We start from the raw sequence: 19,819 nt of genomic DNA on the forward strand, positions 1-19,819 counted from the left end.
ACATTCCTTTTCTTTCAAGCCTTTGCATCGACTCCCGAAACATGTTGCATAACTAAGAAAAAAGGTCCTAATATCTAATTCTTTTTCTCAGGACATTTATTACCTTTGGTACGGACTTTTTATTTTGAAAAGTATACCTTACTAAAAAGTAAGGCAAGCCTTACATATTTGTAAAGCAAGCCTTACATTTATGAAAGGCATACCTTACATTTTCAAGATTAAGGAGGAAAATCCTTAATTGTTATGATGTTGCACCTTAAATATCAGGAAGAATATGAGTATTGAATACGACTTATTTGCCAATCCTCCGAGACCGGGGGAAACGAAGCCAACCCTGCATGCCAGGGCTATCAACATCCAGACCGTCGATACTAACGAACTGGCGCGTATGATCGAGGGGATGAGTACCTTCACGTCTGCCGATATCAAAGGAGCAATCAAGGCTATCAGCGAACGATTGTTCTACTGCCTCAGCAACAGCCAAAGCGTACATCTGGACGGGATCGGAACATTTTCTGTCACGCTGAAATGCAGGCCGGTAGAGAATAAAAAGGACATACGGGCAGCTTCCATTGCGTTTAAGAACGTGGAGTTTCGCGCTGCCCCGGAACTGAAAAAGCGTTTCCGGGGAGCCAGGATAGAACGACGGGAAGGGACAACCGAAAGAAAAGCATACAATGAAGATATACGGCAAAAACGTATCCTCTGGTATATCAAAAACTACGGTACAATCAATCAGACCGTTGCCGCCGATCTGAACCAGTGCACACGCCAGAAAGCCAAAAAGGATCTGGAACAGCTGATCGAAGACAATCAGATACAAAAGAGCTGGTGCGGGCGACGTGCCTTCTACATCAGACGGTCGAACGATAAGAAACCACCCGAAACACCGTCTAACGAAGCAATAGAGTAATATGGAATTATATACCTATATCCATATTCCCAAAGCCCCCTTCCGCTTCTCATGTACGGAGCAGATGCTGCTGCTCGGCTCCTGTTTTGCGGAAAATATCGGGACAAGGCTGGCCGGGAATAAATTTAATGTAGATATAAATCCGTTCGGTACGCTATATAATCCCGCATCGATCGCGGCGGCACTGCGTATGTTACTACATCCTCAGCGGTTTACTGCCGACGATTTGTTCAGGCATGAAGGCGTATACCATAGCTTCGCGCATCACAGCCGTTTCTCTTCGACTTCGGAAACGGAGTGTCTGCGAAATATAAACGGCAGGTTGGAGGGCTCCGCAAACGGGTTCCGCAAGACGGCCTACCTGGTAGTAACGCTGGGAACAGCTTACGTGTATCGGTTGAAGAACTCGGGGGAAGTAGTTGCCAACTGTCATAAACTTCCGGAGAAGATGTTCGACCGCTCGATGTTGACAGTCGCGGAGATTGTTTCGGAATGGAAGGAGCTGCTGCTTTCATTATGGGAACAAAATCCGGAGTTGAAGATACTGTTTACCGTCAGCCCCATACGCCACTGGAAAGACGGGGCACATGGTAATCAACTCAGTAAGGCGACCTTACTTCTGGCCGTAGACGAGCTTCAGGCAGCATACCCTGAACGGATCGCTTACTTCCCGGCTTACGAGATCATGATGGATGAACTACGCGACTACCGCTTCTATGCGACCGATATGTTGCATCCGTCGGAGCTTGCCATTGATTATATTTGGCAACGTTTTACAGAAAATTTCTTATCGGATGAAACTAAAGGGATCCTTAAAGAATGGGCAGAGATACAAAAGGCTATTAATCATCGCCCGTTTCAGCCCGAAAGTGATGCCTATAAACGGTTTATCTCGCAAACTTTGTTAAAGATGGAACGAATTAACGAGAAATTTCCTTCCTTTGATCTTACAAAAGAGATGGAAATAATAAAGTCTAAACTAATGTAAAGAATGGAATACTCAATAAAAGAAATCGTCGGAATTATTGGCGCCAAAGCAAACAACCTGCAAGATAGCACCATCAGCATATTGCTGACCGACAGTCGCCGGCTCTCTTTTCCGGAACAAAGTCTCTTCTTTGCCCTTAAGACAAAGACTAACGATGGACACAGATATATAAAAGAACTCTACAAACTGCGCGTACGCAACTTTGTTGTAAGCGATATGCTTCCTGAGTTCGAAGCGCTTCAGGATGCCAACTTCCTGGTGGTGAAGGATACGCTGAAAGCGCTTCAAAAACTGGCCATCTATCATCGCAAACGGTTTAATATACCTGTAATCGGTATTACCGGAAGCAACGGGAAAACGATTGTAAAGGAGTTCCTTTACCAATTGTTGCATAAGGAGTTCAACATCGTACGTTCTCCCCGCAGCTACAACTCACAACTGGGTGTGCCGCTATCCGTCTGGCAGATGAGCGAAAAGAATACATTGGGTATTTTCGAGGCAGGTATTTCTCAACCGGACGAGATGGAAAATCTTCGCCCGATCATTGCTCCGACTATCGGTATCATTACTAATATAGGTGAAGCACACCAGGAAAACTTTATCTCCACAACACAGAAATGTCTGGAGAAACTCACATTGTTCAACGACTGTGAAGCGATCATCTACGACGGAGATGATGTATTTATCTCCAACTGTATAGAGTCTGCTTGCCTCTCCCATAAAGCAATTGCCTGGAGCCGTACGGACTCGGATGCCCCGCTTTATATCGAATCGATCGAAAAGAAAGAGAATGAAACGGTGATTCGTTGTACGTTGCTGGGATTGACCCAAAAGTATGTAATCCCTTTCACCGACGATGCATCCATCGAGAATGTGATCCACTGCATGGCAGTAATACTTTTCCTGAAGCCAACCAGTGTAAACGATACGAAAAAGTTCTCTCAGTTGGAGCCTGTTGCCATGCGTCTCGACGTAAAGCAGGGTATCAACAACTGTATGTTGATAAACGACACATACAATTCGGATATCAACTCGCTGGATATCGCCCTCGACTTCCAGCAGAGCCGTCACGTGGACAAGAATCTGAAATGCACGCTAATCCTCTCCGATATCCTGCAATCCGGCACATTACCGAAGTCCCTCTATAAGAAGGTAGCCGACCTGGTTCGCCGTAAAAAGATAGACCGCATTATCGGTATCGGCCGCGACCTGAAAGAGTATGGCGCAGCATTCGATATGGAAAAGGAATTCTACAATACAACAGACGAGTTCCTTAAATCGCCGACTTTCAAACAGTTTAAAGATGAACTGATCCTGCTTAAAGGTTCACGCCATTTCCACTTCGAACGTATCTCGGAACTGTTGGAGAAGAAGGTACATGAAACAATTCTGGAAGTAAACCTCGATGCAGTGGTGCATAACTTCAACTATTACCGTTCGAAGTTGAAACCGGAAACAAAGATGGTCTGTATGGTGAAAGCCTTCGGATACGGAGCCGGTTCATACGAGCTTGCCAAGACATTGCAGGAACATCGTTGCGATTACCTGGCCGTTGCCGTTGCCGACGAAGGCGCGGAACTCCGCAAAGAGGGTATCTCTATTCCGATCATTGTAATGAACCCGGAATTCAGCAGTTTCAACGTCCTGTTCGAAAACAACCTGGAGCCGGAGATATATAGCTTCCGTCTATTGGATGCCATGATAAAGGAAACGGAACGCAGAGGTATCACCTCCTACCCGATCCATATCAAGATCGATACGGGAATGCACCGCCTGGGCTTCCAGCCAAGTGATGTCCCGGCCATCTGTGAACGGTTGAAAGAGCAAAGCGGCGTTACGGCACGCTCCATCTTCTCCCATCTGGTTGGCAGCGACTCTTCCATCTTCGATGATTTTACAAAGAAACAACTGGATACATTCAGTGCAGCAGCAGCCGAACTGGAAAGTATTCTGGAATACAAAGTGATCAAACATATTCTGAACTCTGCAGGGATCGAACGCTTCACGAACTACCAGATGGATATGGTTCGTTTAGGCATCGGACTATATGGAGTAAGCGCTTCCGGCATAAAAGGATTGCGCAACGTCAGTACCCTGCGTACTACCATCCTTCAAATACAACACGTCCCGGCAGGCGACTCGATCGGTTACAGCCGGAAAACATACGTCGACCGCGACTCACGCATCGCCATCATCCCGATCGGTTATGCCGATGGCCTCGACCGCCACTTCAGTAACCGGGGAGGTGAAGTTTCCATCGCCGGAAAACGTTGCCCGATAGTCGGCAATATTTGTATGGATGCCTGCATGATCGACGTCACCGACACCAATGCCCAGGAGGGCGATCCGGTCATCGTCTTTGGCGAAGAACTGCCGGTAAGCGAGCTGTCCGACAAACTCAAAACAATACCTTATGAGATACTGACATCGGTTTCTCCAAGGGTGAAGAGAGTATATTACAGGGAATAATTGCTCGTCTTGCACATTTTATGTACTTTTGTGCCGTAAATAAATTAAATAAAGGTATGAGTCATAATTTATTGAAAGGAAAGAGAGGCATTATCTTCGGTGCGCTGAATGAAATGTCGATCGCCTGGAAGGTGGCAGAAAGAGCAGTAGAGGAAGGTGCAATCATTACGTTAAGTAATACACCGGTTGCCGTTCGTATGGGCGAAGTAGATGCCCTGGCAAAGAAACTGAATGCAGAAGTACTGCCGGCGGACGCTACAAGCGTTGAAGACCTGGAAATGGTATTCTCAAAATCAGTAGAAATACTGGGAGGTAAAATAGATTTCGTATTACATTCTATCGGTATGAGTCCAAATGTACGTAAGAAACGTACCTACGATGATCTGGATTACGGAATGCTTGAAAAGACGTTGGATATCTCTGCTGTTTCTTTTCATAAGATGCTGCAGGTTGCTAAAAAACAGGATGCTATTGCACAAGGGGGATCTGTTCTGGCTCTCTCGTATGTAGCTGCACAACGTACATTCTTCGGTTACAACGATATGGCGGATGCCAAGAGCTTGCTGGAATCGATTGCACGCAGCTTCGGATATATCTATGGACGCGAAAAAGGGGTTCGTATCAATACAATCTCTCAGTCGCCAACAATGACTACAGCCGGTAGCGGTGTGAAAGGAATGGAACACCTGTTGGATTTCTCCAACAAAATGAGTCCGCTGGGTAACGCTACTGCCGACGAATGTGCAGACTATTGCGTCATGATGTTCTCCGACCTCACTCGTAAGGTAACGATGCAGAATCTTTACCACGACGGCGGCTTCTCAAGTATGGGTATGAGCCTTCGTGCCATGAACCAGTACAGCAAAGGATTAGAAGAGTTTACCGACGAAAACGGTAATATCATTTACGGCTAAAAGTCGTAAAAGTTGACAGATGACAGTTAGCAGATATGCGGCTTTCAGCCGATTGATTTCTTTATCTTAACTGTCATTTGTCAACTATCAACTGAAAAAGCTATGCTAATAAAGATCTACCCGGAAAATCCCAATCCAAGGGAAATAGACAAAGTTATCGAAGTTCTCCGCGACGGAGGTCTGGTAATTTATCCGACCGACACAGTTTATGCAATCGGTTGTGATGCATTAAATGTCCGTGCTGTCGAAAAGATCTGTCAAATGAAAGGTATCAATCCTCAAAAGAGCAACCTGGCCATCATTTGTTACGACCTTTCAAATTTAAGTGAATATGCCAAGGTTAATAATGCAGCATTCAAATTGATGAAAAAGAACCTGCCGGGGCCTTTCACCTTCATTCTGCCGACAAGCAGCGAATTGCCTAAGATATATAAGAACAGAAAAGAAGTCGGTATCCGTGTGCCTGATAATAACATTATCCGTACACTGGTAAAAGAACTGGGAAACCCGATCCTGACCATGTCGGTACACGATGACGACGATATGATCGAATACACTACCGACCCGGAACTTATACACGAAAAGTATGAAGACCTGGTAGACCTTGTAATCGACGGAGGCTATGGAGGCTTCGAAGCATCGACGGTCGTAGATTGTACGACAGATGATTTTGAAATCATACGTCAGGGAAAAGGTATACTGGAATAAACAGCCGGAAAGTAGATGAAACAAAATAGCAGATAACAATAGTACATAAACAGAAAGGCTTCCTGCAATCAAAGCGGGAAGCCTTTCTTATATTCTCACAATTACAGAACCTCTTTAAAATTAGAAGTTTCCTACATTTGCTTTATCCCACCAAACACGAGTACCACCGATATCGCCAGTAAACTTCGAGCTTGAATTTTCCTGATTAAGCACTTGGATACCTTTCTGCAACTCATCGTTGTTCGTATTGATTTCCACTTCCGAATAGATCAGGCGACGGATCTGTTCGTCTGTATCGATCGTACCATCACTACTGTTTACGCGGTTCGGGAATAGCTTAGGATAACCCGTACGACGATATTCAGCCCATGCTTCCGTTGACAACGGGAAGTTAGCAATCCATTTCTGGGTAATGATACGTTGTAGCTTTTGTTCGTTGCTAGCGCCTTCATCCCATTTCACAGGAACGGTATTCATAGCCTTGATACTATTCTGAGCATCCACCGGATCAACGAAATCAGCCGGAAGAGTCGTTCCGTTAATATAAGCATCGATTTCTTCGTCGGAAATAGATTTCACATCACTGTAAGGACTCTTGTACTTCAATTCGTTCTTAATAGAAAGACGGATACCTTCTTCATACAAATCCTTAGCATTACCACCCATATTCCAGCCACGCAAAGCGCCTTCCGCACGCAGGAAGTAAGATTCGGCAGCCTTCATTACCGGCATCGGAGTTGAATAAGTACATACTATATTGGAGAAATTACCCCACTGGTTCGGTTTATTCGGCAGATTACAGCCACCACGGATACCCAGATACTTAGAGTCTTTAGCTACAACTACATTGTCTCCTACTTTGATATCATTTGTATTCTTCGTAATGTAAAGAGCGATACGCGGGTCGTTATAACCCTCCAGAATTGTCACCAGGTTTGCATTCATACCACAGTCACCCCATTCGAACATACGGGTCAATTCGTTGCTCAAACCCTGGTCGATCAGGATATCCTTATCGGCGGAAGTTAATACACCTCCGGAAACAGCTTCTTCGGCTTTCTGTTTAGCCAGGCCCGGATTGGCTTTTACGATACGCATTGCCAAACGTAATTTGAATTGATTGGCTACTTTCACCCACAACTCACGATTTCCCTGGCACCAGTAATCGAACTGCTGCATATTGGCTACATCAGACGTTCCATTCTTAAAACCGGTTATAGCTTCATCCAGTAATGCAAACATCGCATTATAAATGCTTTCCTGCGAGTCATAATAAAAAGAAACATCGTTTCCATCCAATACAGACTGATAAGCGACCGGCCCGTAAGTATCTGTCATTGTAGACAATGCATACACCTGAACCACACGCATGATCGCTGCATAATCAACAAGACCTTTCTCGTCGCAAGTCTTGATCAAACGACGTGTATTATTGAATATATGCAGGTTGAAGTTTTCATACATACCACCGCAAAAGCCACGGTTCAGTTTATAGTCGACGTTACCGTTACCGCCAAAGTTATGCGGAGTCATGAAATAACCACTGAACAAGTCTGTGCTCAGGTTAGTCCAGAACTGGAACATATTCTGCTGAGGAGCATAGACGTAAGTGATCGGCTCTACAAACTGAGACTCAAACGGCAAATTGTCCGGGTCTACTTCATATTTATTCGTATTCAGTTCTTCAAAATTATCGGTACAGCCTGTCATCATAGAACCAGCGGCCAATGTAAGAGCTGAAGCGACAGTATATGTCAAAAATTTATTTATCTTCATAGGAACTAAGATTTAGAAATTAAGTTTTAAATTAAGACCAAAACTACGGGATGTAGGCAATGAGAACATATCGAATCCCTGCCATCCATTATTTGTAGAAGCAGAAACTTCCGGATCCATCGGAGCATCTTTATAGAAGAAGAACAAGTTGCGTCCGATCAGGGAAGCATTCAGGTTCTTACCTGCACCAAACAAATTGCGGAATGTATAACCGAACGACAATTCACGTAAACGAACATTGGTTGCATCATAAATATACAAACCATTTGCATACTGTGAGTTGAAGTTTGTTGCACCGGTAGTAGAATAGAACTTCTGCGGATCAAAAGTCACACCTTCAAAAACGACCTGTCCTGCATCACGAGCAGCAGCCGAACGTTCTGAAACACCCCAACCGTCTAATGTAGCTTCCGTCATCGACATTACCTTACCACCGACTTTAGCATCGATCAGGAATGACAATGTGAAATCTTTATAGTGGAATGTATTTGTCCAACCCATGTTTACCTTTGCATTCATATCGCCTGCATATTCCAGATCGGCAATACCGTCGCCGCCTAACTGGGGAGCGCCATTTTCAACAACCGGTTTACCGCTATCGTCTCTCTTAACCTGACGAACGTATAGGTCACCGTAATGTCCGCCTTCTTTCAGGATCACTTTAGCACCACCATAGTTAGCCAATGACAAACCGTCAGGCAATTCGTCGATCAACTCCTTAATCTTATTCGTATTATAAGCGAAGTTGAAACTGGTTGTCCAGCTGAAATTATCTGTAAACTGGTTATACCAACCTAAAACGGCTTCAAAACCGGAGTTCTGAACATCACCAGCATTTACATAACGCTGTCTCAAACCTGTTTCCCACGGAGCATCGATAGCAAAGAACTGGTTCTTTGTGTTCGTTTTATAATAAGTCAAGTTCACATTCAAACGGTTACGGAAGAATGTACCGTCGAAACCAACTTCCAAAGAGTTTGTTTTTTCAGGTTTCAATGTCTTGAACGGAGCCTTTTCCGGAGGAGTGATAGAACCCTGGTCTTTCAATGTATAACGCAGATTAGTCATAAATACCGGAACGTCGTTACCCACAATGGAATAAGAAGCACGGAGCTTGAACATATCCACATTCTTACCGAAATCGACAAACTTGTCTAACAAAGCACTTGCACCGACAGACGGATAGAAGAATGAAACACCATCGGTAAATGCCAAAGCAGAAGACCAGTCATTACGAGCCGTTACATCCAGGAACAGACCTTCCTTGTAACCAAACTGAGCCGTAGCAAAAACAGAGTTCAAACGCTTTTCTGATAAAGTTTCTGAAGTTCTGGTCTTATAATAGTTAGCCGGTGAGAAAATATTCGGATAATAAGTGTTACCTGTCGGTTTACCATCGACTACAGAGAACTTAGAACCATCACCGATGATTTCAATACTGGATGAATTAGTCTTTGTGAAACTGCTACCAGCCGTTACCGACAATGAATAATCTTCATCCCATATTTTATTATAACTTACCAATACGTCACCATACATCTGTTCACTGAACACACGGTTATCTTTTATCTGTCCCATTGAATTACGACCACCGGTACTGGAAGCGTATTCATTCTGGATAAATTTATCTTCACCGCGTTCATAACGTAAACGTCCTGTAACGGAAAGACCGGCGATAATATCATATTTCACACTACCACCAAATTCATAACGGTTACGATCAGAAATAGGAGTTTGTCTGTTCAGCATCCAATACGGGTTAGAGAACTGTTCCTGACCCAGGTTTGTCCAGTTCTGAACGTTTGTATTCAATGACGGATCATACACTTCAAAGTTATTCTTGTAACCATTCCAATCTTCACCTCTCGGGAACAGATAAGCACCGGTGATCGGGTTACCCAGGAAACCGGCCATAGCCTGATTCTCGATATGCTGGTTATTGTAACGAGCACTTACATCGACTTTCACTTTCTTCCACAAGTTAAAACCGACTTTAGCCAACAGGTTATGACTCATATAATCGTTCTTCGGCATAATACCGTTGGAAGCTACGTTTGCATAAGAGAAATAAGACGAGATATTGTCGTTACCACCAGCTAGGGAAATAGAGTTATTGGTAGTGAAACCCGGTCTGTAAAATTCTTTTGCATAATTCGGAGCTTTAGAAGACAACTTGTTACCCCAGCTAAAAGTACCTTCATCACTCACACCGTATGAGTTCTGGAACTTAGGCAGAGACATAGCCGTTTCAACTGTCGTATTGCTCGATACATTGATAGACACCTTACCTGCCTGAGCCGATTTGGTTGTAATCATAATAGCACCATTGGCAGCAACAGCACCATACAATGCAGCAGCAGAAGCACCTTTCAGCAAAGTGATCTGAGCAATATCGTCCGGGTTGATCGTCGACATGGCATCACCACCATCACGCTGGCTACCATATACCATATCTACCTGAGAGGTCGATACATTCATCATCAAAGGCACACCATCCACAACTACCAATGGCTGGTTGCTACCACTAATAGATTTATTACCACGGAACAAAATCTTTGAAGCACCACCTGCACCAGTCGAGTTCGGAGTGATCTGCAAACCGGCGCTCTTACCTTGCAAAGAGTTGATCATGTTTACATTCTTGATTTCATTCAAGTCCTTTCCTCCTACTGTTTGGGCAGCATAAGTCAAAGTCTTGGACTCACGTTTGATACCCAATGCAGTTACAACGACTTCGCCCAGCTGTTCAGAGTCGGATACCATGTTTACATTAATAGTTGAACGGCCATTGACCGGTTCTTCTATTGTTTTCATACTCAAATAAGAAAAAACCAAAACAGCATTACTGCTAACTTCCAACGAATATTTACCATCCATATCCGTTACAGTACCCACAGTTGTCCCTTTTTGCAGAACATTCACCCCGGCGAGAGGCTCATTGAGTTCTTTGTCCATTACAACGCCGCTTACTTTACTTTGCGCCCATAGCACATTTGTACATATTCCTATACAGAATAGTATCAACATTACAAAGCTTTTCCTCATAAAGTTAGATTGTTTAGATGAGTTAATAATAAAAAATTTCATAATACTTCTTCTTAAGTTTAGCAAACACTTTAACGTTTAATTAGATCTAAGCAAGGAAAAGAACTGAGTTCTATCAGAACTATGCTGTTTCAAGTTAAATTTACGTTAAGTAACATTTCTGTGTGTCGGAAAACATACCATATTTATGTTAATATAAATAAATTTAAATACCTTACTAGTTAAAACAGCATGTAATTCTGGGATAAATTCATAGCTTTGTAAACAAATGGATAAAATATGGTTTAAGTTCTGATAGAACTACGTAATTAATTATTATTTGAAGCCTTTATTCTCCGATTCTCCCCCAAAATGTCTATCTTTGTAAAAAGACATTTATCATAAAACTATGAACTGGACCCAATTACTGTCAGGCAAACGTTTTGGAATGGAAGAGTATCATGAACGCAAACATGAGCGTACGGATTTCCAACGGGATTACGACCGGTTAATCTTCTCCTCCCCCTTTCGCAGATTACAGAATAAGACACAGGTATTCCCTCTTCCAGGTAGTATCTTTGTTCATAACCGTTTGACGCATAGCCTGGAAGTATCTTGTGTAGGTCGTTCACTAGGAAATAATGTAGCGAAGGGATTAATGCAGAAATACCCTGACGGAAGTATCAATTTCCCGGAATTAGGTTCTATCGTTTCTGCCGCCTGCCTGGCCCATGATATGGGAAATCCTCCATTCGGACATTCCGGAGAACGGGCTATCTCCGCTTACTTTTCTGAAGGAAACGGCAGTTATCTGGAAGATGAAATACGTTCGACGGGCGGCCGCTGGGAAGATTTCCTGCATTTTGAAGGGAATGCCAATGCCATGCGCCTGCTTACACACCAGTTTATCGGCAGACGCAAAGGAGGCTTTGCGCTTACTTACAGCACCTTGGCCTCCATTATTAAATATCCGTACGCATCGGTTTATTCCGGAAAGAAAGGGAAATTCGGATTTTTCCAGTCGGAAGAAGAGGCCTATTTGCGCATAGCGGTAGAACTGGGGATAAATAAAAACCCGGAAGATGCCAACAAATATGTCCGTTATCCCCTGGTCTATCTGGTGGAAGCGGCCGACGACATCTGTTATCAGATCATGGATATAGAGGATGCCTGCAAACTACATATCCTGACAACGGAAGAGGCTATCCGCCTTTTACTTAACTTCTTCGAAGGGGAACGGCTGGACCGTATCATTAAAGTCATGAAAATGGTAGACGATACAAACGAACAGATCGCTTACCTTCGTTCCTGTATTATCGGTTTATTGGTAGACGAATGTTCACGCGTCTTTCTGGAAAATGAAGAAGGAATACTGGCCGGTACATATAATACACCCCTGATCGAGCAGATCAGTACGAAAGCCAAAGAGGCTTATGAAACCTGTTCAAAGACAGCATACAAAAAGATCTATCGCGCCAAAGAGGTACTCGATATCGAACTGGCCGGTTACCATATCTTCAGCCACCTCATCGACAGCTTGACGGAGGCCGTTATGAACCAGAGCCATGCTTACAGTAAACTCTTGTTACAACGTATCCCGGAACAATACGACACCAATGCTCCCACCACGTATGGCAAGGTGCAATGCGTACTCGACTATATATCAGGAATGACAGATGTATATGCCCTCGATTTATATCGTAAGATCACCGGAATGAGTCTTCCGGCCGTATAATTAATATTCTTCGCGGTATTTACCTTCTTCCTTGTCTTCAAGGATGCTAAGGTAACTTTTGTAACGCGACTCGCTGATGTAGTTTTCTTCGAGTGCTTTAAGTACCGCGCAGCCCGGTTCATGTCGGTGCGAACAGTCGCTGAACTTACAATCGGCCGAGAATTTGAATATTTCAGGGAAGTAATGGGATATTTCGGCAGTTTCCATCTCGATTGTTCCGAACCCTTTGATCCCCGGGGTATCAATCAGGTAGCCCCCTTCCGGTAACGGGATCATTTCAGAAAAGGTTGTAGTATGCATCCCTTTGTTATGATACTCAGAGATATCGCCTGTCCGCAAGTTTACCCCCGGAACAAGCTTATTGATGATTGTCGATTTACCCACTCCCGAATGCCCCGACAGAAGTGTGATTTTATCTTTCATCTCGGCCTTCAATTCTTCCAACCCTTCACCAGTCTTTGCACAGAGCATAGAACAAGGATAACCGATCGTTGTATACAGGTTTATCATAGCATCGAGATATTCTTTCTCTTCTCCTTTATAACGGTCGATCTTATTGAAGACCATTTTAACCGGCACACGGTAAGCCTCGGCAGTAGCCAGAAAACGGTCGATAAAAACAGTGGTAGTAATCGGATAATTGACAGTAACGATCAGCATGGCCTGATCGAGATTAGCCGCAATGATATGCGACTGCTTCGACAAATTAGAAGCACGACGGATGATATAGTTCTTCCGGTCTTCTATATGGGTAATAAACGCAGTGCCTTCATTATTGATATCGATATCAACACGGTCGCCCACCGAGACGGGATTCGTGCTGCGGATCTCTTTCAGACGGAAATTGCCTTTAACCTTACTTTCCACATCACGACCATCGTCGGTACGCACGGTATACCAGCTACCTGTATTCTTTATTACCAATCCTTTCATGCCTTCTTATTGTCTTATATAAAAAAGAAGGGCGAAAATTGTTTCGCCCCTACAAGTTATACTGTCATTATTTCTTTTTCTTTAGCAGCGTAGAGGTCATCTACCTTTTTGATAAATTTATCATGTATCTTCTGAACTTCCGCTTCAGCGTCTTTTGCCACATCTTCAGGAGTACCGTCTGCTTTCACACTTTTCTTGATTGCCTCGATAGCATCACGACGAGCGTTACGGATACTGATCTTGGCTGTTTCAGCCTCCTGCTTGGATTGTTTTGCCAAAGAGCGACGACGTTCTTCCGTCAACGGAGGAATACCCAAACGGATAATTTCACCATTGTTCTCCGGAGTGATACCTACTTCCGAGTTCATGATCGCCTTTTCTATCTCTTTGATAAGCGGCTTTTCCCACGGAGTAATGATAATCGTCTTTGCATCCGGTGTATTCACCGAAGCTACGTTAGTTAGAGGAACAAGACTTCCGTAATAAGGCACCTTCACATTGTCAAGGATTTTCGGATTTGCCTTTCCGGCACGGATATGAGCCAACTGATCGTCGAGATACTCGATCGCGAACGTCATTTTCTCTTCTGCGGCCTGTACATACTGCTTTATTTCTGCCATAACTGATTGATATTTTGTTTTCTGTTTTTTCGATAAACAAAAGTAGTAAAGTTTTTGAACCTGACAAACAAATTGTTTTTTTAGCAAAAGAATTCAATCATATATCACAGATAAAAAAAGGAAACCGGTCATCTTCGAGTTACGATACGCAACTGAAAATGACCGGCCCCTTATTCATTATTATTATTGACTGCCGGAGTTTCCGGAATTTCCTGCCGGGGAAACTCCGGTTTCCTGCGGAAGAAACTGTAATTCCCTGCGGTGGAAACTGGAGTTTCCTGGGCAGGGAACTGGAGTTTCCAAAACGGGGAACTACGAGGAAACTGTAATAAGCTATTGAACAGCCGCTTAACCCTTTTCGGTAATTCCCTAATGTTTCAGCTTCGGACAAAGGAAAGCCAGATACAAAACACCGATGCTCAAAACGATGATCGCACCCAGCTGTGAAGCCATAGCATCCGACAGGAAACCCATAAAGAGTGGGAAAATCGTTCCACCGAACAACCCCATGATCATCAGCCCGGATATTTCATTCTTGCGTTGCGGCATAGATTGAATAGCCTGTGAGAAGATGACGGAGAACACATTCGAATTACCGAAACCGATCAATCCTATACATATATATATAATCTCTTTACTTTGGAAGATGGAAAGACCGGCCATAGCCGCCAGCATCATAAGAACGCTAATACCGAAAAAGATCTTTGCCGACATCCGCGTCAGGATAAAAGCACCGAGGAAACATCCGATGGTACGCAGGATAAAGTAAAGGCTGGTAGCGAACGAAGCTTCATGAAGTCCCATCCCCAAACGTTCCATCAAGATCTTGGGAGCCGTCGTATTTGTTCCCACATCGATACCGACATGACACATGATACCGATAAAGCACAACAGGATAAAAGGCTTACCCAATAGGGCAAAACATTCACCGAAAGTAGAAGGTTTACCTTCCGGCTTCTCTTCTTCTATCTGCGTAGCCCCAAGCAAAAGAATGGCAATGACTGCTACCACCATATAGATTGGGAAAAGTACTCTCCAGCCCAGTCCGAAGGAAGGAATAGCCGCCGTGGCTCCCCACATAGCGATATATGGAGCCAGGAAAGAAGCGATCGCCTTTACAAACTGTCCGAAGGTAAGACTGCTGGCCAGCTTATCGCCGCTGATCACATTCGATAGCAGGGGATTCAGCGATGTCTGCATCAATGCATTACCTATACCCAGCAGCGAGAAAGAAAGCAGCATCAGCGTATAACCGTCACCGAAGATAGGAAGAAGCAGTGAGAAGAAAGTCACCACCAAACTGAGCAATACGGTTTTCTTCCGTCCGATACGGTTCATCAGCATACCGGTCGGCACGGAGAAGATCAGGAACCAGAAGAACACCAGTGAAGGGAAGATATTCGCTTCCGAGTCCGTAAGGTTCAGGTCGGCCTTCACATAGTTGGAAGCGATACCTACGAGGTCTACAAATCCCATGGCAAAGAATGCCAGCATGATAGGGATCAGTTTAATATATAAGCCTTTTTCTTTCATGATCGATCTTTATTAGGATATTCCGGCCATGCACCTTCGCGGGTACAAACAAAAGCGGCTGTTTCTACCGCTGCCTGATGGGCTTCGTGCAGGGATTTACCGGTTAATATGGAATAGATAAACGCTCCGGAGAAGGAATCGCCGGCACCAACCGTATCGGCCACGACCACCTTAGGAGTGGGAATGGTAGACGTCTCATCTGCCGTATAGATCGAACTGAAGGAGCTTCCGGCCGTCAGGATCATATAACGCAAGTTATATTTAGCGATCAGCTTCCGACAAACCTCTTCGTCCGTGCCCTCCAGGTCGCACATGGTACGTATCAGTTCCAACTCGTCGTCATTAATCTTAAATACATTTGCCTTATGAAGCAATGTTTCGATCAGCTCTTTCGAGTAATAAGACTGGCGGATGTTGATATCGAAGAAACGAAGAGCATCTTCGCGGGCATACGACAATAAAGAAAGGATCGTTTCGCGGGAAACGGCAGCTCGCAGGGCAAGCGTACCGAAACAAACGGCATCGGCTTTCTTCACCAGGTCGATGGCTTCCTGGGTAAGAGGAATAAAGTCCCAGGCCACTCCCTCGATGATCGTATAAGTAGGAATACCCTCTTTCAGTTCCACCATTACGCTACCGGTGGGGTGTTCCACTGTTCCCAGACTCGTTGAGATATGACTCTTTTCCAACTCCTGGATAATCTCCGTTCCGGAGACATCATTTCCTACGGCGCTGATCGCATAACCTTCCGCTCCCATCTGGGTAGCGTGATAAACAAAGTTGATCGGAGCTCCACCGGCTCTCTTTCCCGTGGGTAGGACATCCCAAAGCAATTCGCCGATACCCACAACTATTGGTTTGTTCTTTTTCATCATTTGTATGTTTTTTTATTTCCAGATTGAACGTATTTCAGTTATTTTTCCTTTCACGATATCCACATTACCGTTCTCGGTAAATACTTCTATCGTATTAAAAGGTTCCGAAGGATAGAACACATCGGTTATAACGATGCGCCCTTCTGCCGTAAAGAACTCAACGGAGGCCACATCTATCAGCAATGTCCATTCTATCTCCGGCGTATTCACAATGTAAGGGACGGAGTGAACCGAAGCAAACTTATCGGAGAAAACCTCTCCGGTTGCATTGGTACGGTCTACATAAAACAACTTGTCCACATTCTCGTAACCGATTGTAATATACTCGCCCTTGTTGTTTTTCAAACGAACACCGTAACGGGAGGCAAAGCCCAGCTGGGTATTATTCTCCTGATTGAATGTCAGTTTCAACTCGATAGGAGCTTTACCGAACTCAAATTTATCCGACAGAAGTTCGGACTTGCTGACCTTTATATTATCCAGGGTAACAGACTCGCCGTATAATGCATCCAGTTCCTTTACAGGATCGGAAGTCAGTAAATAGATCGATCCGTCTTTCACCAGTCCCAACTCACGCGGGAACGTAGCGGCTCCGCTCCATTTCACACATGGTTTGGCACCGGCATATTCCCAATTATTCATCCAGCCGATCAATATCTGGCGATCACCGGGAGCGTCAGACCAGGTTACACCTGCATAATTGTCTTTGCCATGATCCATCCAGAATGTCTTTTTCTGGTCGCTGCTAAAGGTCTTGCCGTCAAAATCACCGACAAAGTACTGAGTGGCAGAACCGCCGGCTGGGCCGCCCGGATTAATATTCACCAGCAAAACCCATTTGGATTCGTCCGAACCTTTTACTTTCAGCGGAAGCAGATCGGGGCATTCCCAAACACCGTCATGGCAACCCTGCCCCTTACCGAACTCACTCAGGAAAGACCAGTCCTTACAATTCTTAGATCCATAGAAACTGATCGTTTGTCCCGAAGCCACAGACATAACCCATTGTCCGCTCGCTTCATGCCAGAAGACTTTCGGATCGCGGAAATCACGTATTCCTGGATTCTTTAATACCGGATTCTTATCGTATTTTATCCATGTACGGCCTTTATCGACACTGTAAGCCACTCCCTGCGATTCGATCTCGATCTGTTTTGCCTGTTCTATATCCGGGTTATGATACGTAAAGAAGGCTACTAAAGGAGGATTTTCAGCCGTTCCGAAACCGGATGTATTCTTCCAGTCGACCACGGCACTTCCTGAGAATATATATCCCAGGCTATCCGGAGCCAGCGCGACAGGCATGTGTTCCCAATGTACCAGGTCTTTGCTGATAGCATGCCCCCAGTGCATGGGTCCCCAAACGGAAGCTTCAGGATAATGCTGATAAAACAGGTGATATTCTCCTTCATAATACACCATACCATTAGGGTCGTTCATCCAATGTTCTGCAGGAGAGAAATGGAATTGTGGACGATACTTTTCCTGAAACGCGGATACTGTATCCTCCGTTTCAGTTTTCGGTTTACTATTTTTACACGATGCCATAGACAGTATAATTACCAGTGGGATCGCAAGATATAAAACATATTTCATCAGCATTATCCTTTTATATACAATTAATAATATCCATTTACTTCCAAATAGACCGGAGTGTATAAACTTCCAGATCCTTTACTTCAATATTATTTCCCCAGAAGTGGAAACCTTCTTTATTCTTCATATCCGGACGACGCTCCATCGAATAGGAGTAAGCACCGTTATCTATAAAGACTTCAACAGAGGTCTTATCCAAGATGATATCGGCAGTAATTTCCATGCTGGTCATATCTTCCGGTGAATAGAACACACCGTTTATACGGTTGAAGTTCATATCATAATCCAATAGAGGTTGTCCGAAGAGATTCAGACCTGCACTCGTGGCATGAGACAGCTTGATAGTGGTACGGATACGTAATATTCCTGCGTCATTATATTGTTGAAGCAACTCATTGGCCTTATCGGCTGTCAGTGAGTTCCACTGGCCTGCTTTCGTCTGCAACTGATCAAACTCTTTGACCGGTACACTGAAAAGACGGATACCGTCTTTGGTTGTACGCAAAGACAGTTCTGTCGGAAGCAACATCATGCCGTTGATAGGCATTCCCGGATGAGAGATACGTCCCCAACCCAGTTGGATACGGCGTCCGTCGGATTCAGGAATATTGGTGAAAGTTTGGGCGGCATAGATAGAACCGGTCGAATAGTAGTATTTACCAGCTTCAGGTGTAAACTTCTTACCATCAAAAGCACCGATCATATAGGTACCGGAAGCTCCGTACATCACCCATTTGGTATTATTCTTATTTCCATCGACAGGTAGTTCGAACAATTCGGGACATTCCCAGAAGCCGGTGATATGGCTTTCGAACGTCCAGTCTTTCAGGTTATCCGAGTTATAGATAGAATGTCCGTCGCGTTCATTCAACACCATCACCCATTTATTGGATGGTTTATGCCAGAACACTTTCGGATCACGGGTATCTTTACTGTTCCATTTCTCTTTGGAATCGATCACCGGGTTTCCTGTATATTTCGTCCAGGTACGTCCTTTGTCGAGACTATAAGCAATACATTGTACCTGCTTTTCCGGATTGTCGGCCGTATAGATAGCTACCATCGCCGGAGTACCTTTCTTTCCGAAGCCGGAGGTATTGTCATAGTCGATCACAGCCGAACCGGAGAACATTGTACCATGTTCGTCAGGGAATAAAGCATCCGGTAGTTCTTCCCAATGGATCAGGTCTTTACTTACAGCATGTCCCCAATGCATATTCTCCCATTCACGTTCGTACGGATTGTGCTGGTAAAACAGATGGTATTCGCCCTCATAATATAGTAATCCGTTGGGGTCGTTATTCCAGCCTCTACGTTGGGTATAATGTATCTGGGGACGGTTTGTCTCCTTATACAGACTATCCTGTCCGGCAATTTCGTCAGCCTGATAGATCTTGTTTATTCCGGCTTTATTCCCGTCGTAGGATATTTTTATCTCTTTATTTTTCAAAGCCGACATATCACAGAATACCCAGTAATCCGGGTTCTCCGGAGCCAGGCGGATCTTAAATGCCCGTTCCTGCTTGCCTCCTACATCAAAAGTCATTACTGCCCGGTCTGTCTGATGCGAAACAGGAAGATTAAGATACCTCTTCGTAATCTTCATTGTCAGGTCTTGTGCTTCCATTGTAGAAATACAGGTCAGTAAAGCACTTGCGAGAATCAACACATTTTTAGTTTTTACTTTCATGGTAAATGAGGATTTAAAATAAAACAATAATACGATTTACATTAT

Annotated in this window: 14 protein-coding genes; 6 read left to right on the plus strand and 8 right to left on the minus strand. The window is 44.3% G+C overall.

Annotated elements, in window-relative coordinates; translation table 11 throughout:
- Nucleotides 1-274: 274 nt before the first annotated feature.
- From BQ7394_RS21175 to BQ7394_RS21195, 5 genes are all read left to right on the plus strand, one after another.
- Nucleotides 275-913: an HU family DNA-binding protein gene (locus BQ7394_RS21175; RefSeq protein ID WP_075559229.1), complete on the plus strand. Its 639-nt coding sequence runs from the start codon at nt 275-277 to the stop codon at nt 911-913.
- Between the two features lies 1 nt (nt 914).
- Nucleotides 915-1,901 (plus strand): GSCFA domain-containing protein, encoded by a 987-nt coding sequence (locus BQ7394_RS21180; protein WP_075559230.1) that lies wholly within the window; start codon nt 915-917, stop codon nt 1,899-1,901.
- Between the two features lie 3 nt (nt 1,902-1,904).
- Nucleotides 1,905-4,370 carry a bifunctional UDP-N-acetylmuramoyl-tripeptide:D-alanyl-D-alanine ligase/alanine racemase gene (locus BQ7394_RS21185; RefSeq protein ID WP_075559231.1) on the plus strand — a complete coding sequence of 822 codons (2,466 nt, stop codon included), beginning with the start codon at nt 1,905-1,907 and terminating at the stop codon, nt 4,368-4,370.
- A gap of 56 nt (nt 4,371-4,426) precedes the next feature.
- A complete protein-coding gene (locus tag BQ7394_RS21190) occupies nt 4,427-5,284 on the plus strand; it encodes an enoyl-ACP reductase FabI (RefSeq protein WP_075560150.1) in 858 nt (285 codons plus the stop codon).
- 102 nt (nt 5,285-5,386) lie between these two features.
- Complete coding sequence (locus BQ7394_RS21195) at nt 5,387-5,992, plus strand: L-threonylcarbamoyladenylate synthase (protein ID WP_075559232.1); 606 nt, start codon at nt 5,387-5,389, stop codon at nt 5,990-5,992.
- Between the two features lie 120 nt (nt 5,993-6,112).
- On the opposite strand, the gene BQ7394_RS21200 is transcribed toward BQ7394_RS21195, so the two are convergent.
- A complete protein-coding gene (locus tag BQ7394_RS21200) occupies nt 6,113-7,768 on the minus strand; it encodes a SusD/RagB family nutrient-binding outer membrane lipoprotein (protein ID WP_075559233.1) in 1,656 nt (551 codons plus the stop codon).
- A gap of 12 nt (nt 7,769-7,780) precedes the next feature.
- Complete coding sequence (locus tag BQ7394_RS21205; RefSeq protein WP_075559234.1) at nt 7,781-10,813, minus strand: SusC/RagA family TonB-linked outer membrane protein; 3,033 nt, start codon at nt 10,811-10,813, stop codon at nt 7,781-7,783.
- Nucleotides 10,814-11,201: 388 nt separating this feature from the next.
- On the opposite strand from BQ7394_RS21205, the gene dgt reads away from it, so the two are divergent.
- On the plus strand, nt 11,202-12,527 hold the full coding sequence (dgt, locus tag BQ7394_RS21210; protein ID WP_075559235.1) for a dGTP triphosphohydrolase: 1,326 nt from the start codon (nt 11,202-11,204) through the stop codon (nt 12,525-12,527).
- On the opposite strand, the gene rsgA is transcribed toward dgt, so the two are convergent.
- The 6 genes from rsgA to BQ7394_RS21245 all read right to left on the minus strand — a co-directional run bounded on the left by rsgA (nt 12,528) and on the right by BQ7394_RS21245 (nt 19,711).
- Complete coding sequence (rsgA, locus tag BQ7394_RS21215) at nt 12,528-13,460, minus strand: ribosome small subunit-dependent GTPase A (protein WP_075559236.1); 933 nt, start codon at nt 13,458-13,460, stop codon at nt 12,528-12,530. It lies immediately after the preceding gene.
- Nucleotides 13,461-13,516: 56 nt separating this feature from the next.
- Nucleotides 13,517-14,080, minus strand: coding sequence for a ribosome recycling factor (gene frr, locus BQ7394_RS21220; protein ID WP_075559237.1), 564 nt, complete (start codon nt 14,078-14,080; stop codon nt 13,517-13,519).
- Nucleotides 14,081-14,449: 369 nt separating this feature from the next.
- Nucleotides 14,450-15,613: an MFS transporter gene (locus BQ7394_RS21230; RefSeq protein ID WP_075559239.1), complete on the minus strand. Its 1,164-nt coding sequence runs from the start codon at nt 15,611-15,613 to the stop codon at nt 14,450-14,452.
- On the minus strand, nt 15,610-16,485 hold the full coding sequence (locus tag BQ7394_RS21235; RefSeq protein WP_075560151.1) for a carbohydrate kinase family protein: 876 nt from the start codon (nt 16,483-16,485) through the stop codon (nt 15,610-15,612). Before BQ7394_RS21235 ends, BQ7394_RS21230 begins: the two co-directional genes overlap by 4 nt.
- Before the next feature lie 15 nt (nt 16,486-16,500).
- A complete protein-coding gene (locus BQ7394_RS21240) occupies nt 16,501-18,084 on the minus strand; it encodes a glycoside hydrolase family 32 protein (RefSeq protein ID WP_075560152.1) in 1,584 nt (527 codons plus the stop codon).
- A gap of 37 nt (nt 18,085-18,121) precedes the next feature.
- A complete protein-coding gene (locus tag BQ7394_RS21245) occupies nt 18,122-19,711 on the minus strand; it encodes a glycoside hydrolase family 32 protein (protein ID WP_235848844.1) in 1,590 nt (529 codons plus the stop codon).
- Nucleotides 19,712-19,819: the final 108 nt, after the last annotated feature.

Origin of the sequence: Parabacteroides timonensis (genome assembly GCF_900128505.1) — a bacterium.
Taxonomy (GTDB): domain Bacteria; phylum Bacteroidota; class Bacteroidia; order Bacteroidales; family Tannerellaceae; genus Parabacteroides; species Parabacteroides timonensis.

Bases quoted from the DNA above. Each gene is read 5' to 3' on its own strand.
- BQ7394_RS21175 (WP_075559229.1), top strand. From the start codon at position 275: ATGAGTATTGAATACGACTTATTTGCCAATCCTCCGAGACCGGGGGAA.
- BQ7394_RS21180 (WP_075559230.1), top strand. From the start codon at position 915: ATGGAATTATATACCTATATCCATATTCCCAAAGCCCCCTTCCGCTTC.
- BQ7394_RS21185 (WP_075559231.1), top strand. From the start codon at position 1,905: ATGGAATACTCAATAAAAGAAATCGTCGGAATTATTGGCGCCAAAGCA.
- BQ7394_RS21190 (WP_075560150.1), top strand. From the start codon at position 4,427: ATGAGTCATAATTTATTGAAAGGAAAGAGAGGCATTATCTTCGGTGCG.
- BQ7394_RS21195 (WP_075559232.1), top strand. From the start codon at position 5,387: ATGCTAATAAAGATCTACCCGGAAAATCCCAATCCAAGGGAAATAGAC.
- BQ7394_RS21200 (WP_075559233.1), bottom strand. From the start codon at position 7,768: ATGAAGATAAATAAATTTTTGACATATACTGTCGCTTCAGCTCTTACA.
- BQ7394_RS21205 (WP_075559234.1), bottom strand. From the start codon at position 10,813: ATGAGGAAAAGCTTTGTAATGTTGATACTATTCTGTATAGGAATATGT.
- dgt (WP_075559235.1), top strand. From the start codon at position 11,202: ATGAACTGGACCCAATTACTGTCAGGCAAACGTTTTGGAATGGAAGAG.
- rsgA (WP_075559236.1), bottom strand. From the start codon at position 13,460: ATGAAAGGATTGGTAATAAAGAATACAGGTAGCTGGTATACCGTGCGT.
- frr (WP_075559237.1), bottom strand. From the start codon at position 14,080: ATGGCAGAAATAAAGCAGTATGTACAGGCCGCAGAAGAGAAAATGACG.
- BQ7394_RS21230 (WP_075559239.1), bottom strand. From the start codon at position 15,613: ATGAAAGAAAAAGGCTTATATATTAAACTGATCCCTATCATGCTGGCA.
- BQ7394_RS21235 (WP_075560151.1), bottom strand. From the start codon at position 16,485: ATGAAAAAGAACAAACCAATAGTTGTGGGTATCGGCGAATTGCTTTGG.
- BQ7394_RS21240 (WP_075560152.1), bottom strand. From the start codon at position 18,084: ATGAAATATGTTTTATATCTTGCGATCCCACTGGTAATTATACTGTCT.
- BQ7394_RS21245 (WP_235848844.1), bottom strand. From the start codon at position 19,711: ATGGAAGCACAAGACCTGACAATGAAGATTACGAAGAGGTATCTTAAT.